This window comes from Cupriavidus sp. UBA2010 (assembly GCF_002335265.1).
Classification (GTDB): Bacteria; Pseudomonadota; Gammaproteobacteria; order Burkholderiales; family Burkholderiaceae; genus Cupriavidus; species Cupriavidus metallidurans.
In genome coordinates, this window is the sequence record NZ_DDCI01000020.1 from 203496 (window position 1) to 223378 (window position 19883).

Here is a 19883-nt window from a genome sequence, read left to right on the forward strand (position 1 = left end):
CCGCCCTGCTTCCTGGGCCGTGACTGCAGACGTGCTGGTCGTCGTGGCCCGAGTCTGGCCGGGCAATACGCCCAGTCCATCCCCTGCCTCAAGCATAGAACTTCCGAGGCCCAGGAAAAACGCCCGCAAAAGCGGGCGTCAATGCAGGGGCCAGGTCCGTGGAGCAACGCCAACGGCGTTGCGGACGCCTCTCAATGCGATTCCACGTGGCGCTTGAAGTTGTTCAGGATGGCCTGCCAGCCTTGTTGCTGCTGCTCGACCGGGTACTCCGTCTCGGCGACGAAGCTCACCCGCACGGTGACCCCCTGCGGTGCCTCGAGGAACTCGACCTTGGCAGTCCGGTCCCCGAACGCGTATTCGATCAGCTTGTTTTCCACGATCTTCGTGTAGGTACCGGCGAAATCGAAACCCATACTGCCGTCCTTGGCCTCCATCCGCGAAGAGAAGGCACCCCCCTCCCGCAAGTCAACCGTGGCGGCCGTCGTGTGCCAGTCGTCGGACGCGGCATTCCATTGCTTGATGTCTTCCGGCGTCGTATAGGCGCGCCACACCTTTCCGACAGGCGCTGCAACAGTGGTTTCAACGGTAACGTTCATAGACTCTCCCGACTCTCGTTCAAGGCCTCGGCTTGCGCCGTCAAGGCTGGCTCGCCATCCCGGGTGGCAATCAGCGCCTTCGGCGCCAGCGGGATCACGGCCAGGATCAGCCCATACACTGCGGTGGTGGCAATCACGCAATAGGTGAATCCGTGCGAGGGCACGCTATTGTAGATCCAGGAGCCCAGCAGATCGCCAGCGCGCCCCGAGAGCGCGAGGACCCCATCCACCAGCATCATCAGGGTGCCTTGCAGGCCCGGCGGGCACGACCGCATCGCGAGGTCGAGATAGGCTGCCGTGGCGATGCCGCCCATCAGCCCGATTGGCGCGGCCAGCACCAGCGCAAGGTCGGCGGAATGGATGAACGCCAGCGGGACCATCTGCGGCACGGCGATGATCGTGCCCCACCACAGCAGCCTGTTCAGGGCCACCCGCTTGCACAGATAGCCATAAAGCAGGAACGTCGGCACAAATGCGGCAGCGAAGATGCCGTTGTAGTACGAGTAGACGGAGTCCGACGCGTGCAATTCGTTGGTCAGGTAGAACTGCAGCGGCGTGGCGGAGCCCGGGGCGAAGTTCCACAGAAAGCAGATCAGTACTGCCGGATAGACGGCCTTGTGTCTGACCAGCCGCCTGACGTTCCCGACGAAATCGGTGGCGCGGGCCAGGGGCCTGTCATAGATCTGGCCGAAGACCGACGGGGGTTTCCAGAGCGCCAGCGCGACGATCAGCAGATTGACGATCGCCACCAGGAAGAACGCTTCCGCCGCCGCCAGATGGTCGGAGACATAGCCAGAAGCAAAGGCGCCCGCCACGACCGGAACGGACCCGATCACGTTCCACAGCGCGCTCAGGCGGCCGGACATGAGCTTTTCCTGGCCGACCAGGGCGATCAGCCCCTGATAGGCGGCCGCGACGAACCGGAATGCCAGCATGGCCATCAGTGTCCCGGCCAGAAGCCCGGTGTACGAGAACCCCGAATACGCCATCCAGACGCAGGCCAGCGCGGTCATCGGCGCGAATATCAGGAAGTAGCCGCGATCCCGTAGCCCGAGCGGGTTCCATTGGTCCCGCGCCAGTCCGAAAACGAACGCCACATAGACGGGGATGCCCGTCACCAGCCGAAACGTGGAAATCTGCGTTGCCGTCGCGTGCAACTCGTTCTTGAGGACGTACGACGTCTGGATATCGACGAGCGCACCGGCCGGCGTCGCCAGATAGATGAACAGGGTCAGCCAACCAAAGTACAGCAAGGTTCGGTCGTTGCCCTCGGAGCCCTGATGACCTGAAGCGGCCAGCATCGTCGTATCCACGCGGCAAGACTGCGATGGTGATTCGCTCTGGTCCTGGGACCGGAACGGCTAGCAGCACGGCCCCTTGGAGTGCCCGTGACAGCACACAGCGGCTGCTCGAAATAAGTGTAGGTAAGAAAACGTGGTCGCACCGCGCTCAGGTGTCCGCCCTTGATCCCGCCGCATGGGTGGGTTTCCATTCACGCCGGGCGGCGACGAAGCAGCAGGAAGCCCAGAATGCCCAGTATCGGGCCCGGCAGCAGAATCCAGGACGTCTTCAACCCCAGTTCGCCGAGGTAAGTGGACGCCAGCGCAATGGACACCACGGTCAGCGCGAAGCCGATCGAGTTCTGAATGGCAAGCGCGCCCCCAACCAATGTTGGCGGGCAGGCCCTGGCCGCCAGGGCCGAGAACTGTGGCGAGTCCGCGATGACGGTCGCCCCCCAGACCAGGAAGAAGCACAGCAGCCAACCCGGCGAGAGCGCATCGGCGGCGAATGGCAAGAGCAGGCAGCAGGTGCCGGAGATCGCCAACGCGCCCAGCGCCACGCCGGCGCTATCCACCCAGCGGGTCAGCAGGCCACCTGCAATGCAGCCAAGGGCGCCGATGCCGATGATCGCGAATGCCAGCGCGGAAATACTGAGTCCACCGAAAACGGACGGCAGCGACGAGCGGGCGACGAGCATCGGCAATACCGTCCAGAACGCGTAGAGCTCCCACATATGCCCGAAGTAGCCCACCGCCACGGCTCTGAACCGGCGATCGCGAAAGGCACGCAGCGGATTGCCGGGACTTGGCGCGCCATGCCGGCGCACCGGCAGATGCGGCCCATTGCCCAGGCAGAGCACCAGCACCGCCGCCGCGCAGGCCAGCACCGACGAGCCCGCCATGACGTACTGCCAGGGCCACTGGGCTGCGGCGATACGCAAGCCGTGTGGCAGCGCGGTCCCCAGCGTCAGCATTCCTACCAGCAATGCCAGCGCCGCGCCCGCCCTGTCCGGCGCCCAACTGATGATCAGCTTCATGCCGATCGGATAGATGCCCGCCAGGCACACCCCTACCGCGAACCGAAGCGCGATGGCGGCAGAGAAATCACCGGACAGGCAGGCGAACCACGCGTTGAACCCTGCCCCGAGCAGGGCCGCCAGACCGAAGATCCGGCTCGCGGAGAACCTGTCGGCGAGCCCCAGCAAGGCAAAAGCCATGGTGCCGAGAATGAACCCGGCCTGGACCGCCGCCGTCAGCGTGCCGATATTGGCTGCCGTCAGCCCCCACGTCCGGACGAGGTCGTCAGCGGCGCTGTTGGCGCTGAACCAGAGTGACGTGCCAAACAGCTGCGCGATGGCAATCGTCAGCACCGGCGAGAATTGAGCGGATCCCCGTTTCACGGTTGTGTTCGATCCGAGCCTGCCGGATTACCGCTGGGCGACGTCCGGGGTGCTGCGATGATCGATATTGAGCTGCATGAATACCAGGTCGAGCCACTTGCCGAACTTCATGCCAACCTCCTTCATCAAGCCGACCTGCTCGAAGCCGAGCTTCTCGTGCAGGCGGATCGAACTGGCATTTCCCGCCTCGATGGCGCCCACCATGATGTGCTTGTTCAGGTCGCGCGCGCGCTCTATAAGCGCCTTCATCATCAGGCCGGCAATGCCCCGGCCCCGCTGGTCGTTCCGGATATAGACCGAATGCTCCACTGTATGGCGATAGCCGTCGAAAGCACGCCAGTCGCCGAACGACGCGTAGCCCACCACGGCCCCCGCCTCGTCCTGCGCGACCAGCACCGGAAAGCCCGCCTTGCGGCGCGCGGCCAGCCAGTCCTTGCGATTGTCCACGTCGACCAGCACTTCGTTCCAGATCGCCGTGGTGTTCGCCACCGCATCGTTATAGATCGCGCAAACCGCTTCCATGTCGTCCGGCGTGGCATCGCGAATCGTGATTTCTGACATTGTTTACCCCTTGTTTTCTGTTCCACCTTTTCAGGCGCAGACGCAAGCATCCGCTACCTCTTCGACCTTTGCAATCGGGCACATCGCAAGCCCTGCCCAACTGGTAGCCACCGACGTGACCGCCCGCCGGCTTGACATCGCGCATCTGGAAGCCCCGATCAACGTGGATGTCACGTCAGACCCCCGAGGTTCGTGCCCACCGCGATATCGACCATCTCTCCGGAAATGATTGACGAAAGCGCTTCTGCTCGCAGCATTGCGACTGATAACCTACCTTTGTCAGAATCGCCAGAGCCGGTCGTGAACGATCAGAACGCTACAGAATCCGTCCGCATCCGCTTGATCAAGGCGGCGCTGGATGGCTTCCTCGCCGACGACTATCACTACGTCACGACCCGCCGCATTGCCCAATTCGCCAAGGAGAATGAGCATGACGTTCCAGATGAACGCAGGTGCCGTGCGCCGATTCGCCAAGGCCATGAGGTTCGGCGCCTGGCTTCAATCGATCACTGACAGGATGACGCCAGCCCCTTTCCGGCTGGTGCAGATCGGCTCGGCCTACTGGCAATCGAAAGCGCTCTACGTGGCGGCGAAGCTGGACCTGGCGACTGTCCTGGGAACGGCAACCCTGACGGCATCTGCGCTGGCCAGCCGGGTCGACGCCAATGAAGATGCGCTCGGACGCCTGATGCGACTGCTTGCAGCCATGGGCATCTTCGAGGAAACGGCCCCGATGGTCTTCCGCAACAACAAGCTCTCCCGGTGCCTGACGCGCGACGATCCCAAAAGCGTCCGGGCCATGATCCTGATGCACAACTCGGAAACCATGAGCCGCCCATGGTTCGAGCAACTGGAGGCCGGCATCCGCAGCGGCACGCCACCGTTTCAACTCAGCCACGGCGAGGACCTGTTCGATTACCTGGATCATCATGCCGAGTTCGACCAGCTTTTCTCGGAAGCCATGAACAGCGTCGAGGCACTGGCTGGCGACGGCTTCGCCACGGATCTGGATTGGGGCCGGTTCGACCGCATCATCGACGTTGGCGGATCACGGGGCACCAAGTCGCTGGCGATCCTGCGACGCCATCCAAGGTTGGCGGCACTGATCGTGGATCGGCCCCAGGTCATCGAGGAAGCCCGACGCTACTGGGCAGAGCACCATGCGGATGGCCTCGAACGCCTGCAATTTCAGGCTGCGAACCTGTTTGAAAGCCTGCCTGCGGCTGGTCCGAAGGATGTCTACCTGTACTCGGCCGTCCTGCATGGCTTTGACGACCCTGCCTGCGTGCAGGCATTGCTACGGCTCCGCGAAGCCATCGGCAACAGCGGCGCCCGCGCGGCAATCCTGGAGATCGTTGTGCCTGAAAAAAACGCCGACATCTCCAGCGCATCGTTCGACATGCAGATGTTCGTCGGCAGCCGGGGGCGCGAACGCACCTTGACCGAATGGAAGGCAATCATTCAAGCCGGCGGCCTGGCGCTTGAAGAGGTCGTGCGTCTCCGGTCGCTCGGGAGCATTCTGGTGTTGCGTGCGGGGTGAAGTGGACGGTTGCGTTGAGAACGTTGAAAGAGCGTTGAGTTGGTGCCTTTGGGTCGTGAAGCGACAAGCAAGGGCTACTGGCCCAGATCAATCACGCTGCAAGGTGAGCCGGGGCCGGCGCCGCTGACCGGCGCGCAAGGTGCCGGGCGCGACGCCCTGCCACCGCATGAAGGCCTTGTTAAAGCCGGCCTGTGTCTTGAACCCCAATGCCCGCGCGACATCTCCAAGCGGCATGTCCGTATTGGCCAGCAGCCGTCGCGCCAGCGTATCGCGCTCCTCGTCCAGCAGGTGGGCAAACGAGGTGCCGTGATCCTGCAGGTGGCGATGCAACGTAAAGCGGTGAACCGCGAACAGCGAGGCCAGCCGCGGTGCGGTGCATTCGCCCAGCAGCATCAGGTCGCGGATTGCATGCCGAACCTGCCCAAGGAAATCCGGCGCGACATGCGACTCCAGTTCGCCCAGGTAGCGCACCACGGAGGACTCCACCGCCTCGCCTGCCACACCCCCGACGCCGCATCGTTGCTCGAGCGTGGCGGCCGGAAACACGAATTCGTCACGCGGCTGGCCGAAGCGGACATCGGAACCGAAGTGTGCCGCATACGGGCCAAGCTCCAACGGCGGCGGCCGCGACAAGGACACAGCCGCCGGCATCCAGAGCTTGCCGAGAACCAGACGGAACAACTGGAGGTTGGCCGCCAGGTAGGCCGTCAGCAGCGCTTCACGGCCAGCAAAGGCGCCGTCGATTTCAATCGAGAAGACGGCGTAGCCATCGCGCACGGTCAGCGCCGTGTTGATGCCCCGGTACCAGATCCGACCATAGCGCAGCAGGCCCTCCGCGGCATCGCGCACGCTCCGCGAGGACAGCAGCAGCAGGCGCAGCGGGCCCGCGTTTTCCATATTGGCGCGCGCGCCGACCTGCACTGCGAGATGGGGCCGGCCGGTCGCGTCGGCCGCATCTGCCAGGATGCGGCCGCATACCTGTAGCGCCAGGGGTGCCATGGGTTCATGCAGCGACGCGAGCCTGATCCCATGACGCTCCAGGATCGGCCAGGGATCGTCGCCCTGCGCCTGAAGTACTTCGACCACCCGCGCAAGCGTGCCAACTGGCACGGAGCGGCTCTCGGGCTTCAAGGTTCGGGTATTCACCAGATGTGATCATCAGATAAAAAATAGTGACAGAAGGATAAACGCAGGATCGGACAGCTGTCCAGAATACCTGCACCGCCCCCACTGCAAAGGGCTTCACCTTCAGGAGACTATTCATGCATTTTCTCGACGACAGCCTGCTTCCCGAGAACCAGGAAAAGCTGGTGATCCAGGTCGCGCCCTACGGCCCCCAGTTTCTGCCATCCGACTCGGACGACATTCCAGTGAGCATGGATGCTCAGATTCAGAAGGCCATCGATTGCTATAACGCCGGCGCCACAGTGCTTCATGTGCATGTGCGCGAGGCAGACGGCAAGGGCTCCAAGCGCCTGTCGATGTTCAACGAGATGCTGGCCCGTCTGCGTGACGCCGTTCCGGACATGGTGCTGCAGGTCGGCGGCTCGATCTCGTTTGCGCCGGAGGGCGAAGGCAAGGCCGCCGAGTGGCTGGACTATGACAGTCGCCATATGCTGGCCGAACTGGACCCCAAGCCGGACCAGGTGACCATTGCGATCAACACCAGCCAGATGAATATCTGCGAGATGCTGACCGCCGACGACGTCAAAGGCACCATCCTCGAGAAGCCTGAATACTTCAAGGCATACAGCGAGATGGTGGTCGACGCCAAGCCGTCGTTCTTCATCGAGCACCTGGAGCGCCTGAGCCGGGCCGGAATCCAGCCGCACTTCATGCTCGGTCACGTGGCCCAGTTGGAAACCGTGGAGCGCCTGATCCGCAAGGGCCTGTATCGCGGCCCGCTGATCCTGAACTATGTCGCCATCGGCGGCGGCGCGGCCGGCCTGCACCCTGCTGACATGATCGAGTTCGCGCGCCGCACGCCGGACGGCGCCGTGCTGACGATCGAGAGCGCCATGCGCGCGGTGCTGCCGATGAACGCCATGGCGATCGCGCTGGGGCTGCATGTGCGCGTGGGCATCGAGGACAACCTGTGGGGCCGCAAAGGCGAACGCATGACCTCGGTGCAGCAGATCGAGCAGACCGTGCGCCTGGCGCGCGAGCTGGGCCGCGACGTAGCCAACGGTACGGAAGCGCGCCGCATCTACAAGATCGACGAGTGGTACGACAGCGCCGACGAGACCATCCGCCAGCTGGGCATGGCGCCGAACCGCAAACCGGGCCAGCGCGGCTTCACGGTGCCGGGCAGCGTCTGAGCACAGCCATGCCGCCACGTCACGCGCGGCGCCCCGGCTGCGCGTGATGTTCTGGTGTTGACCTCCGAATACCGTTTCCGGCAGAGACCAATCATGAAGCTGAGCAACAAGATCGCCTTGGTGACGGGCGTTGGCCCAGGCCTGGGCCAGGGCATCGCCGTGGCACTGGCACGTGCAGGCGCCGACCTGGTGATTTGCGACATCAACCCGGCGTCGCTGGCCGCCGCACGCGAGGCGGTCCTCGCCGAGGGCCGCCGCTGCCTTTCCGTCGCTTGCGACGTGTCGTCGAGCCAGCAAGTGGCCGACATGTTTGCGCAGGCGCGCGAGGCCTTTGGCACGGTACATATCCTTGTCAACAATGCCGCGCTGACCCCCAACCGCCCGGTGGATACCGAGCGCCGCAACCAGCTCTATGCGTACCTGCAAACGCCGGTGCCACGCGCATCGCTCGGCTTCACCAGCGAGATCACCGACGAAGAATGGCTGCGATATTGGGGCGTAAACGTGCATGGGACCTTCTATTGCACCCGAGAAGCACTCCGGCTGATGCAGCCGCAACGCTACGGCCGCATCGTCAATATCGCCTCGATTGCCGGGATCTCGTCAAAGAGCGCGCACAGCCCGCACTACAGCGCCACCAAGGGCGCCGTGGCGGCCTTCACGCGCTCCGTGGCGCTGGAAGTGGCCGGGGCGAACATTTACGTCAACGCGATGGCACCTGGCGGCGTCGCGACACCGGCCTTCAACGAGTATCTGGAAAGGATCGGCGAGGACGGCCGCAACCGGCTCTGGCAAGGCTGCCCGGCGGGCCGCTTCGGCACCGTGGAGGAGTACGCCGCAACCGTGCTGCACCTCGCCAGTGACGAGCACTACCTCGTAGGCCAGGTCATCAGCCCAAATGGCGGCTCGGTGATCTGAGGCCGCCCTCAGACTTAGAAAACCATGCAACTCAATCTATTTCCACACTACAAGGCGCTGCGCGATACCGGCGTGCTCGGCAGCGAGCTCGATCCGCTGACTGACTGGGATCCCAACTGGATCGCTGGCTGGGTCGCACTGGCGCGCGATGCGCAAGCTGACGATGTGCTTGACCCCAAGCTGGTCGCACTAATCCGCCTGAATCTCGATGTCACCGCCACCCACCTGTACAAGCCGGGTGTGTCCCGCCACGTGCGCGAGGCCATCCGCCTGGGCGCCACCCGCGCCGAGATCCTGGAAGTGTTCAAGCTGGCCAGCGTGGTCGGCATCCACGCCTGCGCGGTTGGCGTGCCGGCGCTGGCCGAGGAGCTGGCGCGCGCCGGCATTCCCGATGACCCCGTGGCGCCCGGCGCCACGCCGGTGTGCGACGCGGTGCGTGCCAACGGCATGTTCAATCCGCTGTGGGAGACGCTCTATCGCTGGGATCCACAGTACCTTGAAAAATTCCTGGCAATGGGCTTCGGCCTGTGGAAGGACAACATCCTGCCGCCGCTGTGGATCGAGTTTCTCTGCATCGCCGGCGATGCCGCGATCACCCACATGTACGGCCACGGCACCCAGCGGCATATCGAAGCCGCGCTGCGGCTCGGCGCCACGCGCGCGCAGATCCTGGCGGTACTGAAGATCGTCGGCCTGCAAGGCATCGAAGCCTGCGAACTCGCGGTACCGATGCTCGACCGCGCCATGCGGGAAACCGCGGCTTGACCCCCGGGGCCGGATCTGCCGGCCTCTTCCCGCAAAGTCCAGGAGTACGCCGTGCATCCCTTCGCCCCCACTGCAGGCAATACCGCATCGCTCCATCAGGATGCCGACACGCTTGCCGCCATCTATCGCAAGATCATGTGGCGGCTGCTGCCGTTCCTGTTCGTTGCCTACGTGCTGAACACGATCGACCGCATCAACATCTCGTTCGCCAAGCTACGCATGGCCAGCGACCTTGGACTATCGGATGCTGCCTATGGCATCGGCGCGGCGGCCTTTTTCGCCGGGTACATCCTGTTCGAGGTGCCAAGCAACCTGTATATGCAGAAGATCGGCGCCCGACTGACCATCACACGCATCATGCTGCTGTGGGGCCTCGTGACGATCGCCACCAGCCAGGTCAGCTCGCCGGATGCGCTTTACGTCGCGCGCTTCCTGCTCGGCGTGGCCGAGGCAGGCTTCTTTCCGGGCGTCATCCTCTACCTGACCTACTGGTTCCCGGCGCAGCGCCGCGGACGGATCACCTCACTGTTCCTGATGTCTGGCACCTTCGCCGGAATGATCAGCGGCCCGCTGGCCGCGGCGATCATGCTCCACCTGGACGGATGGATGGGACTGCGCGACTGGCAGGCGCTGTTTGTGGTGGAAGGCATCCCCGCGATGCTGCTCGCCCTCGTCGCGTATCGCTTCCTCGACGACGGTCCGACACAGGCGACTTGGCTCAGTCCGACAGAAAAGGCGCTGCTCGCCAGCGATCTTGGCAAAGAGGTCCACGCACAACAACACGGCGGTATCAAAGCCCTGCTCAAGGATCCACGCATCTACATGATCGGCCTGACCTTTCTTTCGATCTATGCCAGCACCAATACCATCGCGTACTGGATGCCCACGCTGATCCAGGGCTTTGGTGAGACCCAGGTGACACGCATCGGCTGGATCTCCACGCTGCCCTATGTACTCGGACTGGTGACGATGTACCTGCTGGCACGCAGCTCGGATCGCCATCTGGAACGGCGCTGGCACGTCGCGGGCTGTCTCCTGGTGGCAGCGGCCAGCTTCCTGCTGATGGGCATCGTGCGCGATCAACTGGTGCCTTCGGTGCTATGCATGACAATCGGCGCCGCTGCATGCCTCGCGGCGCTGCCGGTGTTCTGGACGATCCCGCCGGCATATCTCGGCGGCACGCAGGCGCCTGCCGGCATCGCCTTCGTCAGCAGCCTTGGGGGCGTGGCGGCCCTGCTGAGCCCAATCGCGGTGGGTGCGATCAAGACCCGCACCGGAGACCTTTACCTCGCGTTCGACCTGCTTGCTGTACTGCTGGCGGTGGGAGCGGTCGTTCTGTTGCTTGCGTTGCCGGCCCGGCTGCTGGGGCGCAGCCGCCAGCCTGGCGACGGGGCCGACCAAGCCTAGCCAATGCAGCCCAACACGCATAGTCCGCTGATTGAGGATCTGGGAGGTGCCGCCCAGCGCCCCATCGCGGTGGGCTGAAGCGGGCTGCGGTTCGGCGGTTCGGCGGTTCGGCGGTTCGGCGGTTCGGCCGTTCAGCCGGAGACGGCCAAATGCCCGCGAGGAGTCGCGGATTCAACTGGTCAACGCCTTCACCGATTCGAGAAGTTTCGCAACGGCAGCGCGGAACCTGCTCTCGTTGGCCCCTGGACAATGGGCAGAAACAAGGTCGATCCGAAGCCGCTGGTGAAGACCGCATCCGAGGTCGTCCGCCGGCACGAGCAGCAACTGCACGCGCGGCTCAACAAGCAAGTCTCGATCGAGATCGCCTCGCAGCTCGTGAACGTCAGGCTGGCGATCACGCCAGACGAATTCGAGCCATTCGGCACACTGACGGCCATTGATGCATTCGGGGACGTTCTCGCAAGCGTCAATGTACAACCGGACTTTCGTTTGACAACGGAAAGCGCTACAAGATGGGCGGGTGGCGGATTTGGTCAGATCCGGCATTGACGGGATAGCCAGCGTGGCCCAAAGCTGACCGGCCCCGGCTATCGTCCCCTTCAACGCTGGACTTGGGTCCGCCGCCCCACCTGCTCTGGCACCGTTCGCGCTACCGTGACCATATTCGACAGCGCAGCCTCCACCTCTGGCCAGGTACGGGTCTTGAGACCGCAATCCGGATTGACCCAGAGCCGCTTAATCGGCACGAACGCCGCAGCACGTCCTTCACCTGCCGAACGCGACACGATGCGGACTCGACGACGAAGAGCGCTTCCGGCGTTACTGGGCGCGCAGCGCCCTGGCAGCGGCAACCATGTTCGTCAGTGCCGGGATAACCTCCGCCCACTGGCGCGTCTTCAGGCCGCAGTCCGGGTTCACCCACAGTCGTTCGGCAGGCACGCGCGCTGCGGCCTTGCGCATCAGTTGCACGATGTGCTCCTGCGTCGGGATGTTCGGCGAGTGGATGTCGTACACGCCCGGGCCAATCTCGTTCGGATACTTGAAGTTGTCGAACGCGTCGAGCAGCTCCATATCTGAGCGCGACGTCTCGATCGTGATCACGTCGGCATCCATGTCGGCGATCGATGCGATGATGTCGTTGAACTCCGAATAGCACATGTGGGTGTGGATCTGCGTTTCGTCGCGCACGCCATTGGCCGTGACGCGGAACGATCCGACGGCCCAGTCCAGGTATTCCTTCCACTGCGCGCGACGCAGCGGCAGGCCTTCGCGCAGCGCGGCCTCGTCAATCTGGATCACATTGATGCCAGCACGCTCCAAGTCCAGCACTTCCTCGCGGATCGCCAGTGCGAGCTGGTAGCACGACACGGAACGCGGCTGATCGTCACGCACGAATGACCAGTTCAGGATCGTCACGGGGCCGGTCAGCATGCCCTTCATCGGCTTGCTGGTCAGCGATTGCGCGTACTTGATCCATTCGACGGTCATGGCCTTCGGACGGCTGATGTCGCCGAACAGAATAGGCGGCTTCACGCAGCGCGAGCCGTACGACTGCACCCAGCCAAACTGACTGAATGCGTAGCCTTCGAGCTGCTCGCCGAAGTACTCGACCATGTCGTTGCGCTCGGCTTCGCCGTGGACCAGCACGTCAAGACCCAGCGCTTCCTGCTCGCGTACGCTGCGGGCGATCTCCGCCTCCATGGCGGTCTTGTAGCCGGCTTCATCCAGTGCGCCGGCCTTGTACTGGCTGCGCGCGTGGCGGATCTCGGTCGTTTGCGGGAACGAGCCAATCGTCGTAGTCGGAAATACCGGCAGCTTCAGGTGCGCAGCTTGTTTCGGCGCGCGTTCGCTATAGACATTCTGACGCTGACCTAGCGCGGCGTTGATACCAGCCACGGCCGCCTTGACGGCGGGGTTGTTCACACGCGGCGAAGCGCGACGTGCGTCGACGGCGACCTTGTTGGCGGCCAGCTCGTCCTTGACGCTGTCCCGGCCGTTGCGCAAGGCGCCGGCCAGCACTTGCAGTTCGTCGAGCTTTTGCAGCGCAAACGCCAGCCACGACTTCACGTCGGCATCGAGCTTCTGCTCGCTACCCAGATCCACCGGAACGTGTAGCAGCGAGCACGACGGCGCCACCCACAGGCGTTGGCCAAGCTGCTTCGCCAGCGGCTCCAGCCAGTCCAACACGCGGCTCAGGTCGGTCTTCCAGATGTTACGGCCGTTGATAACGCCCAGCGAAACTACGCGGTCGGCTGGCAACTTCGCGATGAGCGCCTCGACTTCGGCACGTGCGTTGATGGCATCCAGGTGCACGCCGGCCACCGGCAGTTCGGCCACCAGTAGCAGGTTTTCCTGCAACTGGCCGAAGTACGTGGCCAGCAGCAGCTTGGCCGGCGACTTGGCCAGCGCCAGGTAAGCCGTACGGAAGGCGTCGCGCCAGGCGTTCGACAGCTCGGTCACCAGCACCGGCTCGTCGATTTGCACCCACTCCACGCCCTGCGCGGCCAGGGCGACCAGCAGTTCCACATAAGCGGGCAACAGGCGCGGCAGCAGCGCGAGCTTGTCGGAATCGTCCTTGGCCTTGCCGAGCGCCAAGTAGGTCACCGGGCCCACGATCACCGGCTTGGCGGTGACACCCAGTGCGCGCGCTTCGCCAAGCTGGTCCAGCAGGCGCGATGGGTCCAGCTTGAACTCGGTGCTGGCGGAGAATTCCGGGACGATGTAGTGGTAGTTGGTGTCGAACCACTTGGTCATCTCGCCGGCGGCCACGCCACCGCAGCACGCGGCATGCTCTTCGGCCGACTTGGCCGAGCGGCCACGGGCCACGCGGAAGTAGTTGTCCAGCGCATCGCCATGGAAGCCTTGCACGCGCTCGGGCAGGTTGCCGAGCGTGAAGCTCATGTCCAGCACCTGGTCGTAGAAAGCAAAGTCGCCTACCGGCACCAGATCCAGACCTTTCTGGCTATCCCAGTGACGTTGACGCAACTCGGCGGCTAGCCGCTTCAGTTCGTCGCGCGATGTTTCACCCTTCCAGTAGGACTCCAGTGCGAATTTCAGTTCGCGCTTCGCGCCGATACGCGGAAAGCCGAGGTTGTGGATCGTGGTCATGGCGTCATCCGTATTCAAGTCGAAGCCGGATTGTAGGAACGGCATCACATGAAGTAAAATGATCGTTATTCAGAATTCAATGAATATCACTCATGCTTGAGCGCATTCATCTATCGATCCTCCGGGAAGTGGACCGCCAGGGTTCCCTGACTGCCGCCGCTTCCGTGCTCTGCCTGACGCAGTCGGCGCTTAGCCATGCCATGAAGAAGCTGGAGCTGCAGCTTGGCACCGACATCTGGCTACGGGAGGGTCGTACGTTGCGGCTGACGCAGGCAGGGTCCTATCTGCTGGCGGTGGCGAACCGCGTGCTACCCCAGCTCGACCTGGCCGAAGAACGCGTCCGACAGTTCGCGCAGGGTGAACGTGGCACGCTGCGCATCGGCATGGAATGCCACCCGTGCTACCAGTGGCTGCTCAAGATCGTGTCGCCCTATCTGGCCAAATGGCCCGACGTGGATGTCGATGTGAAGCAAAAATTCCAGTTCGGCGGCATTGGCGCGTTGTTCGGGTATGAGATTGACATGCTCGTTACGCCCGACCCGCTCTACAAGCCGGGCCTGCATTTCGAGCCCGTGTTCGATTACGAGCAGGTGCTCGTCGTCGGCAAGGACCATCGCCTTGCTGGCCTGCCGTATGTGGATGCTGATGCACTGACCGATGAAGTGCTGATCACCTACCCGGTTGCAATCGATCGGCTCGATATCTACAACATGTTCCTGCAGCCGGCGGGCGTCACGCCCAAGCGCCACAAGACCATCGAGACGACCGACATCATGATGCAGATGGTGGCCAGCGGACGCGGCATTGCCGCACTGCCGCGCTGGCTAGTGGCCGAATACGCGCAGAAAATGGACGTCACGGCCGTTCGCCTGGGCGCCGACGGGGTCGCCAAACAGATCTTCCTGGGCGCACGCGAGGGCGACATCGACATCGACTACGTGAAGGCCTTTATTGAACTGGCCCGCCGCTCCGCGGACGTCGCCCCGAACTGAACCATCGCCATATCAGACACACACCAGCCAGTTCCCCTGCCCGACGGCCAGCGACGCCTACGACGAGATCCATGCCCTGGAGTCCAGCTAGGCCGACCTCTGGCGCTTCTATCTCTTTGTCCCCGAACAGGCACGTCAACACACGGCGTCGCTCGGACATCGCATGCTTGGCGTGCCAAGCCAGTTTTCGCGCTGAATGGCTCGCCCTGTCGTGCCGGCCCGTCAAGTTCCCTTGCCGGACGCAATCTCCGCTGTGAAGAGCTGGATCACGCTCGAAAAATCCAGGCCACCGCGTCCCGCGCGCTGATTCAGCGAGTACAGATTGCGCGCAAGCTCTCCAAGCGGCACAGTCGCGCCGGCCGACATCGCGGCGTCCACGGCGAGCCCCAGATCCTTCAGCATCAGGTCGTTGCCGAACCCGCCGCTGTAACCACGTGAAGATGGTGCATTGTCAAGTACGCCGGGCCAGGGATTGCAGACCTCGGTGGCCCAACTCCGCCCGGTGCTGACGGCGATCATCTGCGACAGCCTGGCCGGGTCCAGGCCCTGCGAGACGCCAAGTGCCAACGCTTCGCCGGTAACGGCCATGATCACGCCAAGCGCCATGTTGTTGCAGAGCTTGGCCACCTGGCCCGCGCCCGATTCGCCCATATGGAAGATGTTCTTGCCCATGGCATCGAGCGCCGGCCGGCCCTTTGCCAACGCCGCCTCGCTACCGCCCACGATGAACGTCAGCGTGCCGGCGGACGCACCAGCCGTTCCGCCCGAAACCGGTGCGTCGATCATGTCGATGCCTCTCTCGCGCGCGGCATCCGCCACCCTGCGCGCCGACGCCGGCGCGATCGTGCTGCAGTCGATGATCAGCGCGCCCTGCGGCAGTTGCGTCAGCAGCCCCTCTGTGCCGAGAAAAAGCGACTCAACGTGGCGGCTGTTTGGCAGCATCGAGATCACGATCCCGGCACCGTCCACCGCCGCCCGGACAGTGTCGGCAGTGGCCACCCCTTCGCTGCGCACGCGCGCCAGCGCTTCCGTGCTCAGGTCGAAGGCGGTCACTGAGAAGCCGGCGCGATGCAAATTCAGCGCCATGGGGGCGCCCATGTTGCCCAGCCCGATGAATGCGATACGTGTGCTGCGGGTCATGTCGTTGTCTCCTGAATCAGCTCAGATCAGCCAGTGGATGCACGCCGCCATGGCGCGGCGCAAGGTGCGCGTCGACAAGCTCGGCCGTGACGGCATCCAGCGTGGCCGGCTGCCAGCGCGGTTGCTTGTCCTTGTCGATCAACAGGGCGCGGATGCCTTCCGGAAAGTCATGGTGCACACAACAGCCTATCGACGCCTGCCATTCCATGCGAAAGACCTCGGCCAGGGTCATGCGCCGCGCGCGTTGCTGCATGGCGAATGTCAGCGCAAGCGAGGTGGGCGACGCACCGGCGACCGCGCGGCCAGCCTTGGCCAGCCAGGGATCCGGGTCTTCGGCAAGGGCCCGCAGGCGCGTGACGATCTGCGCCAGATCGTCACCGTCAACCAGACCGGCAATCCGTGCTGCATGCTCGCGCAACGGCGACGGCGGCAATTCCTGACCGTCCCCGAGCATGGCAAGCAGCCCGTCGATACGGTTGGCATCGGCTTGCGCATTCCCGTGCCAGCATGCCTGCGCGATCGACTCCAGCAGCATGCCGCGTTGCCCGGCATGCACAGCGTGCGTGGCAAGGCCTACGTAGCGCGCATCGCCGGCATTCAGCGATGCCCCCGTCAGTCCCAGGAACATCCCAATATGGCCGGGCATCTTGGACAGCACCCAGCTACCACCGACATCGGGATAGAGGCCAATTCCAACCTCGGGCATCGCCATGCGCGAAGTCGGAGTCGCCACGCGGTGGGAGGCGCCGGCAAGCAGCCCAATGCCGCCTCCCATAACGATGCCCGTTGCCCAGCAGATCACTGGCTTCGGATAGCGGTGGATGCGATAGTCCATTCGGTATTCGCGGGCGAAGAACGCGGCCGCATCGGCGGGCACGTTGCCCGCCCCGGCGTTCTGCATCGACCGGTATAGCCCGACGATATCGCCACCGGCGCAGAAGGCCTTGTCGCCTGCCGCGTCGATGATGACGCCCACCACCTTCGGATCCACCGCCCAGCGCTCCAGTTGCGGATCGATGTGCTCGACCATGGCCATGGTCAGTGCGTTCAGGCTGTCCGGCGCATCGAGCGTGACGCGGCCGAACAGATGGCCACTTGCGGTCCACAGCGTGCCGATGCGCACCGGTACGTCGTGATGCATTTTTTCCGTCACCGGATCACCTCCGTCGCGTTGTCCTGAAGCAGGCGTCGGGCGACGATCACGCGCATGATCTCGTTCGTGCCTTCCAGTATCTGGTGCACGCGCGCGTCGCGCAGCAAGCGTTCCAGCGGATACTCGCGGATATAGCCATATCCGCCGTGGATCTGCAGCGCCTCGTTGCAGACATTGAAGCCGACGTCCGTGGCAAGCCGCTTCGCCATCGCGCAATACACCGATGCCTCGGCATCGCCCGCATCAAGCTTCGACGCGGCCAGACGCACGATCTGACGGGCCGCTACCAGTTCGGTGGCCATGTCTGCCAGCTTGAACTGCAGTACCTGAAAATCCGCCAGCGGCTTGCCGAACTGCTGTCGTTCATGCATGTACCGATGCGCGGCGCGCAGCGCGCCTTGTGCGGCGCCGATCGAACAGGTGGCGATGTTGATGCGACCACCATCCAGCCCCTTCATGGCGATCTTGAAACCGCTGCCGATTTCGCCCAGCAGGTTGGCAGCCGGCACCCGCACGTTGTCGAAGCTGATGGTTCGGGTGGGCTGGCTGTTCCAGCCCATCTTCGCTTCCTTCTTGCCATAGTGAATACCAGGGCTGTCCGCCGGCACCAGCAATGCCGAGATGCCCGCTGCCCCGGAGCCACCCGTTCTGACCATCAGCACCAATACGTCGGTTTCGCCCGCGCCCGAGATGAACGCCTTGCTGCCGTTGACGACGAGACCTTCCGCGTCCATGCGCGCGGTGGTCCGCAACGACGCCGCGTCCGAACCCGAGCCTGGCTCGGTCAGGCAGTACGACGCCAGCGCCTGGCCGCTGGCGAGCCTGGGGCCCCACTGCGAGGCAAGCTCCCGGGAACCAAACGTCGTCACCATCCACGTCGCCATGTTGTGGATCGTGATAAAGCCGGCAGTGGATGGACAGACGCTGGCCAGTTCCTCGAAGACAATCGTCGCATCGAGCCTGGACAGGCCGACCCCACCGTGCTCGACAGGCGTGTAGAGCCCGCAGAAGCCAAGCTCGCCAGACTTGCGGATCGTGTCGCGCGGAAAGTGCCGCATTTCGTCCCACTCGCCGGCGTAAGGTGCGAACTCCTGGTCCGCAAACTGACGCGCCGTGTGCTGGAAGGCGAGCTGGTCCTCGTTGAGATCGAAATCCATCGCTCGCTCCTGGCCTATTGCAGGCGGATCGTCGTGTTGACGCCGGTGGTCACGTCATCCTCGAACCAGCGCGACGTAATGGTCTTGGTCTGCGTGTAGAACAGCACCACCTGCTTGCCGTAGGGCCCGAGGTCGCCCAGCTTGGACGCGCGGGACCCGGTGAACGAGAACAGCGGCACCGGGACCGGGATCGGCACATTGACGCCCACTTGGCCCACATCGATCTCTTCCTCGAACTTGCGCGCCGCCGCGCCGGATTGCGTGAAGATCGCCACGCCATTGCCGTTGGGATTGGCGTTGACCAGCGCGATGGCGTCGTCTAGCGACTCGACACTTACCAAGGACAACACGGGACCAAACACTTCCTGGTCGTAGATCTCCATACCGGAGCGGACACCCGAAAAGATGGTCGGCGCGATGTAATTGCCCTCGGCCAGGCCGCCAGGAAGCTCCGGCATGCGTCCGTCGAGTTCCAGCGTCGCGCCTTCCGCCACCCCCTGGGCGATGAGCCCTTCGATACGCGCCTTGGCACTGCGGGAGATAACGGGCCCGACATCGGGATTGTTTTGCCCGGGGCCCACCTTGAGCGACCGGGCCTTGGCTGCCAGGTCCGGCAACCAGCGATTGGCCTCACCGACCAGCACGACGACGGACACCGCCATGCAACGCTGCCCTGCCGCACCGAATGCGGCGCCAGCCAGCGCGTTGAGCGTCTGCTCCTTGTGAGCGTCGGGCAGCACGATGGCGTGGTTCTTCGCCCCCATCATGCATTGCACGCGTTTGCCCGCCAGCGATGCGCGCTCATACACATGTGCGCCAACCCTGGTCGAGCCAACGAACGAGATTGCCTTGATGTCCGGGTGATCGCAGATCGCGTTCACAACATCGGCGGCGCCATGCACGACGTTGAGCACCCCCTTTGGGATGCCCGCCTCCAGCGCCAGTTCCACCAGTTGCATCGTCACCATCGGGTCCTGCTCCGAGGGCTTGAGCACGAACGTATTGCCGCAGGCAATTGCCATGGGGAACATCCACAGCGGAATCATCGCCGGGAAATTGAACGGCGTGATGCCCGCACAGACACCCAGCGGTTGCAGGCGCGTGTAGGTGTCGACGCCCGCGGCCACGTTGTTGGCCAGTTCGCCCAGTTGCAGGTTGCCGATGGCGGCGGCATGCTCCACCACTTCCAGGCCGCGGAACACATCGCCCTCCGCGTCCGCCAGCGTCTTGCCTTGCTCGGCTGTGAGCGTGGCAGCCAGGGATTTCATATTGGCGCGAATCAGTTCCTGGTACTTCAGGAAGATGCGCGCGCGGGCGCCGATCGGCGTTTTCTTCCACGCGGGAAACGCTGCCTGCGCTGCTCCAACGGCAGCGGCTATTTCGTCCGCCGTGGCCATCGGCACACGAGCCAATACCTGCTGGTTTGCAGGATTCACAACGTCCCGCCATTCGGATGTCCGGGACTGGACGAACTCACCATTGATCAACAAGGGAATGCGGGGGATGTCAGCGGCAGCCATAGCGTCTCCAAGGTCACTCGACATGATC

The 19883-nt window shown here is 63.9% G+C and carries 18 protein-coding genes and 1 pseudogene; 8 read left to right on the top strand and 11 right to left on the bottom strand.

Translation table 11 applies throughout. From position 1 onward, the window contains the following. Positions 1-191: 191 nt before the first annotated feature. From B2246_RS15540 to B2246_RS15555, 4 genes are all read right to left on the bottom strand, one after another. Entirely contained in the window at positions 192-596 is a 405-nt protein-coding gene (locus B2246_RS15540) for an SRPBCC family protein (RefSeq protein WP_035883904.1), read from the bottom strand. Beyond that, positions 593-1897, bottom strand: coding sequence for an MFS transporter (locus tag B2246_RS15545; protein ID WP_008652000.1), 1305 nt, complete (start codon positions 1895-1897; stop codon positions 593-595). Before B2246_RS15545 ends, B2246_RS15540 begins: the two co-directional genes overlap by 4 nt. A gap of 191 nt (positions 1898-2088) precedes the next feature. Next, positions 2089-3276: an MFS transporter gene (locus B2246_RS15550; protein WP_286881945.1), complete on the bottom strand. Its 1188-nt coding sequence runs from the start codon at positions 3274-3276 to the stop codon at positions 2089-2091. A 27-nt stretch (positions 3277-3303) separates the two neighbouring features. Then, entirely contained in the window at positions 3304-3837 is a 534-nt protein-coding gene (locus B2246_RS15555) for a GNAT family N-acetyltransferase (RefSeq protein WP_186426681.1), read from the bottom strand. A 300-nt stretch (positions 3838-4137) separates the two neighbouring features. On the opposite strand from B2246_RS15555, the gene B2246_RS15560 reads away from it, so the two are divergent. Beyond that, positions 4138-4350, top strand: coding sequence for a hypothetical protein (locus B2246_RS15560; protein WP_286881944.1), 213 nt, complete (start codon positions 4138-4140; stop codon positions 4348-4350). 4 nt (positions 4351-4354) lie between these two features. Further along, on the top strand, positions 4355-5377 hold the full coding sequence (locus tag B2246_RS15565) for a methyltransferase (protein ID WP_286881943.1): 1023 nt from the start codon (positions 4355-4357) through the stop codon (positions 5375-5377). An 87-nt stretch (positions 5378-5464) separates the two neighbouring features. Here B2246_RS15565 and B2246_RS15570 read toward each other — a convergent pair whose 3' ends face one another. Further along, positions 5465-6523 carry an AraC family transcriptional regulator gene (locus B2246_RS15570; RefSeq protein WP_286881942.1) on the bottom strand — a complete coding sequence of 353 codons (1059 nt, stop codon included), beginning with the start codon at positions 6521-6523 and terminating at the stop codon, positions 5465-5467. A gap of 116 nt (positions 6524-6639) precedes the next feature. On the opposite strand from B2246_RS15570, the gene B2246_RS15575 reads away from it, so the two are divergent. From B2246_RS15575 to B2246_RS15595, 5 genes and pseudogenes are all read left to right on the top strand, one after another. After that, on the top strand, positions 6640-7695 hold the full coding sequence (locus B2246_RS15575) for a 3-keto-5-aminohexanoate cleavage protein (protein ID WP_008652006.1): 1056 nt from the start codon (positions 6640-6642) through the stop codon (positions 7693-7695). A gap of 93 nt (positions 7696-7788) precedes the next feature. After that, the gene (locus tag B2246_RS15580; protein WP_035883909.1) at positions 7789-8613 is read left to right on the top strand and encodes an SDR family NAD(P)-dependent oxidoreductase; all 825 of its coding nucleotides are present in this window, start codon (positions 7789-7791) and stop codon (positions 8611-8613) included. A gap of 24 nt (positions 8614-8637) precedes the next feature. Beyond that, positions 8638-9378: a carboxymuconolactone decarboxylase family protein gene (locus B2246_RS15585; RefSeq protein ID WP_286881941.1), complete on the top strand. Its 741-nt coding sequence runs from the start codon at positions 8638-8640 to the stop codon at positions 9376-9378. Between the two features lie 51 nt (positions 9379-9429). Continuing rightward, positions 9430-10785, top strand: coding sequence for an MFS transporter (locus tag B2246_RS15590; protein ID WP_286881940.1), 1356 nt, complete (start codon positions 9430-9432; stop codon positions 10783-10785). Positions 10786-10983: 198 nt separating this feature from the next. Then, a pseudogene (locus tag B2246_RS15595) lies at positions 10984-11334 on the top strand (hypothetical protein); the annotation flags it as partial. A gap of 50 nt (positions 11335-11384) precedes the next feature. Here B2246_RS15595 and B2246_RS29180 read toward each other — a convergent pair. Next, positions 11385-11570 (bottom strand): hypothetical protein, encoded by a 186-nt coding sequence (locus B2246_RS29180; RefSeq protein ID WP_160172206.1) that lies wholly within the window; start codon positions 11568-11570, stop codon positions 11385-11387. Between the two features lie 34 nt (positions 11571-11604). Continuing rightward, a complete protein-coding gene (gene metE, locus B2246_RS15600) occupies positions 11605-13893 on the bottom strand; it encodes a 5-methyltetrahydropteroyltriglutamate--homocysteine S-methyltransferase (protein WP_286881939.1) in 2289 nt (762 codons plus the stop codon). Between the two features lie 92 nt (positions 13894-13985). Here metE and B2246_RS15605 point away from each other — a divergent pair, with 92 nt between their 5' ends. After that, entirely contained in the window at positions 13986-14885 is a 900-nt protein-coding gene (locus B2246_RS15605) for a LysR family transcriptional regulator (protein ID WP_008652016.1), read from the top strand. 222 nt (positions 14886-15107) lie between these two features. Here B2246_RS15605 and mmsB read toward each other — a convergent pair whose 3' ends face one another. Genes mmsB through B2246_RS15625 form a run of 4 tightly spaced genes read right to left on the bottom strand, consistent with a single transcriptional unit; the run spans position 15108 to position 19855 of the window. Further along, positions 15108-16025 (bottom strand): 3-hydroxyisobutyrate dehydrogenase, encoded by a 918-nt coding sequence (gene mmsB / locus B2246_RS15610; protein WP_286881937.1) that lies wholly within the window; start codon positions 16023-16025, stop codon positions 15108-15110. A gap of 16 nt (positions 16026-16041) precedes the next feature. After that, positions 16042-17166: an enoyl-CoA hydratase/isomerase family protein gene (locus B2246_RS15615; protein ID WP_286881936.1), complete on the bottom strand. Its 1125-nt coding sequence runs from the start codon at positions 17164-17166 to the stop codon at positions 16042-16044. An 8-nt stretch (positions 17167-17174) separates the two neighbouring features. After that, positions 17175-18335 carry an acyl-CoA dehydrogenase family protein gene (locus B2246_RS15620; RefSeq protein WP_286881935.1) on the bottom strand — a complete coding sequence of 387 codons (1161 nt, stop codon included), beginning with the start codon at positions 18333-18335 and terminating at the stop codon, positions 17175-17177. Positions 18336-18349: 14 nt separating this feature from the next. Further along, the gene (locus B2246_RS15625) at positions 18350-19855 is read right to left on the bottom strand and encodes a CoA-acylating methylmalonate-semialdehyde dehydrogenase (RefSeq protein WP_286881934.1); all 1506 of its coding nucleotides are present in this window, start codon (positions 19853-19855) and stop codon (positions 18350-18352) included. Between the last annotated feature and the right edge of the window lie 28 nt (positions 19856-19883).